This window comes from Burkholderia sp. Se-20373 (assembly GCF_017104705.1).
Taxonomy (GTDB): domain Bacteria; phylum Pseudomonadota; class Gammaproteobacteria; order Burkholderiales; family Burkholderiaceae; genus Burkholderia.
In genome coordinates this window covers 1-2,659 of sequence record NZ_JAAGPH010000310.1, presented here as the reverse complement: position 1 = coordinate 2,659, position 2,659 = coordinate 1, and the positions used below count along the sequence as shown (strand labels likewise).

Annotated in this window: 2 protein-coding genes and 2 pseudogenes; all 4 read right to left on the bottom strand. The window is 70.8% G+C overall.

The features are described 5' to 3' along the window. Positions 1–236: pseudogene (locus tag G3N96_RS38325) on the bottom strand (hypothetical protein); the annotation flags it as partial. Beyond that, complete coding sequence (sctN, locus tag G3N96_RS38320) at positions 229–1,605, bottom strand: type III secretion system ATPase SctN (RefSeq protein ID WP_124578192.1); 1,377 nt, start codon at positions 1,603–1,605, stop codon at positions 229–231. The gene sctN and the pseudogene G3N96_RS38325, both read right to left, overlap by 8 nt. Further along, positions 1,602–2,231 (bottom strand): type III secretion system stator protein SctL, encoded by a 630-nt coding sequence (sctL, locus tag G3N96_RS38315; RefSeq protein WP_105818122.1) that lies wholly within the window; start codon positions 2,229–2,231, stop codon positions 1,602–1,604. Before sctL ends, sctN begins: the two co-directional genes overlap by 4 nt. Further along, positions 2,213–2,617: pseudogene (locus tag G3N96_RS38310) on the bottom strand (bcscK); the annotation flags it as partial. The gene sctL and the pseudogene G3N96_RS38310, both read right to left, overlap by 19 nt. Positions 2,618–2,659 lie beyond the last annotated feature (42 nt).

The following is a 2,659-nucleotide window of genomic DNA, read 5'->3' as shown; positions in this document are numbered from 1 at the left end:
GCGTTCTGCAACGCGCGCGCCTCGCGCACGTCGTCGGCGAGCCGCGTCTGGATCGCGGCCTTCGCGGCGACCTGCCGCGCAAGCTGCGCATGCGCGGCATCGAGCGCACGGCGGCTCCGCGCGGCAATACCCTGCTGCCGCGCGGCCGCGATGCGTGCGATCTGGCTGCGCATCTCGCGCACGCGCTTCAGGCGCGCGAGCGTCGCGAGCACGAGGCGGTCGTCGGCTTCAGACATGATCGTTCGCCAGCTTCGTCAACTTCGCGAGCAGCGTGTCGAAGCGCACGTCCTCGTCCGACGCCTGCGCGCAGAACGCACCGATCGCGTCGCGCGCGCGCAGCGCGAGATCGCCGAGCCGGTCGCTGCCTTCGCGATATTCGCCGATCTGCACGAGCAGCTCGATCTCCTGGTACTTCGCGATCAGCTCGCGCACGCGCGCGGCCGCCTGCTGGTGCGCGCGGCTCGCGACGAGCGGCATCACGCGCGACAGGCTCGCGAGCACGTCGATCGCCGGATAGCGGTTCGCGAGCGCGATCTTGCGCGACAGCACGATATGGCCGTCGAGGATCGAGCGGACTTCCTCGGCGATCGGATCCGATTCCTCGTCGCCTTCGACGAGCACCGTGTAGAGCGCGGTGATCGATCCGCGCGCGCCCTGCCCCGCGCGCTCGAGCAGGCGCGGCAGCACCGCGAACGTCGAGGGCGGGAAGCTGCGCCGCGTCGGCGGCTCGCCGCTCGCGAGGCCGACCTCGCGCTGCGCACGCGCGAAGCGCGTCAGCGAATCGACCAGCAGCAGCACGCGCTTGCCGGCATCGCGGAAATGTTCGGCGATCGCGGTGGCGACCAGCGCGGATTTCACGCGCTCCATCGCCGGGCGATCGGACGTCGACACCACGACGATCGAACGCGCGCGCACCTCGGGCGACAGGCTGTGCTCGATGAATTCGCGCACCTCGCGGCCGCGTTCGCCCACCAGGGCGATCACGTTCACGTCGGCCTGCGCACCGCGCGCGATCATGCCGAGCAGCGTGCTCTTGCCGACGCCGGACGGCGCGAAGATGCCGACGCGCTGCCCGATGCCGAGCGTCATCAGGCCGTCGATCACGCGCACGCCGGTCGGAAACGGCGTGTCGATCATCTTGCGCGCGAGCGGATTCGGCGGGTCCTGCTGCGTCGACACCCATGCGGCGCCCGTCACCGGCCCGCGATCGTCGAGCGGCCGGCCGAGCCCGTCGAGCACGCGACCGAACAGCCCCTCTCCCACCGGAAACACATGCTCGCGCCCGGACGGCACGACGGTCGTCTCGGGCGACAGGCCCGCCACGTCGCCGAGCGGCGTGAGCAGCGTCGTCTGCCGCGAAAAGCCGACCACCTCGGCGAGCAGCGTCGGCTGGTTCGGCGTGCGCAGCTCGCAGATTTCGCCGAGCCGCGCGCGGATGCCCGTCGCATTCAGGATCTGCCCGACCGCGTGGTTGACGCGGCCCTGCACCGACACCGGCGAGAAGAACGCGAGGCCCGCATCGAGTTCGCCGACGAGGCGACCGCGATCGAACGGCGCACCGTCGTCGTCACCGGACGGCTGCGGATCGTCGAGCGGCGCGTTCATCGCGCGGCGCCCTTCAGCGCATCGCGGCGGATCGCCTGGCGCAATGCGTCGATCTGCAGGTCGAGGCTCGCGTCGATGCGCCCGGACGGCGTCTCGACCGTGCACGCGTGGCGCTCGAGCTGCGCATCCTCGACGATGCGGATCTTCTGCCGGTTCGACTGCCCGGCGAATGCGCCGTCGAGCGCGTCGCGCATTTCGTCCTTGCGGCCGGGCGCGATACGCACGATCAGGAACGCCTCGTCGCGCACGAGCGGCGCGATCCGCGCGAGCGCGGCCTCGTACAGCGTCCGCGTGCTCATCTCGCCGACGATCGCGCGCACGGCCTTCACGACGATGTCGGCCATCGCATCCTTCATCGTCTCCATCGTGCGCGCGGCGGCGAGCGCCTGCGTATAGGCCTGCGCGGCCTGCTCGCGCTGCGCGCGGCGCATCCCTTCGTCGTAGCCGGCCGCCTGGCGTTTGTCGAATTCGCGCTGCGCGTCGGCGACGATGCGCGCGGCCTCGTCACGCGCGGTGGCGATCACCGCCGACGCGTCGAGCAAAGCGGCGTATTCGCGCTCCTTGAGCACCTTGCGCTCCGACAGGAGTTGCAGGTTGTCGCTCGTGATCAGAAAAGCCAGTCCCATGACGCAAGCCTCTCGGGAATCAGAAACAGGAACATCAGTTCGCCGAACTGGTCGCGCTGTGCGCGGTTCAGCCAGTACGGCGCTTCGTCGTCGATCGCGCGGTGAAATTTCAGGCGCGTGCGCCGCGCGACCGCGTCGCCCGCCACGCCGATGAAATCCGCCAGCAGCCGCCCGCCGCGCGCACGAATCACGGCAGGCAACGCGGCGGGATCGGCGCGCCACGGCTCCAGCGTGTCAGCGAGCGCACCGAATTCCGGCGCGCGTTCGAGCGCGAGTTCGAGTGCGTCGGCGCCGAGCTTCGCCGCCACTTCGGCGCGGATGCGCCGCGCGGCCAGCGCGTCGCGCAGCCACGCGCGATGCAGGAGCAGCCCCGCATAAGCGGCCAGATCGGAAGAGGAAACACCGGAAATCCAGTCACCTCACCACAA

Coding starts and splice junctions, on each gene's coding strand:
- sctN (WP_124578192.1), bottom strand. CDS start 1,605: ATGAACGCGCCGCTCGACGATCCGCAGCCGTCCGGTGACGACGACGGT.
- sctL (WP_105818122.1), bottom strand. CDS start 2,231: ATGGGACTGGCTTTTCTGATCACGAGCGACAACCTGCAACTCCTGTCG.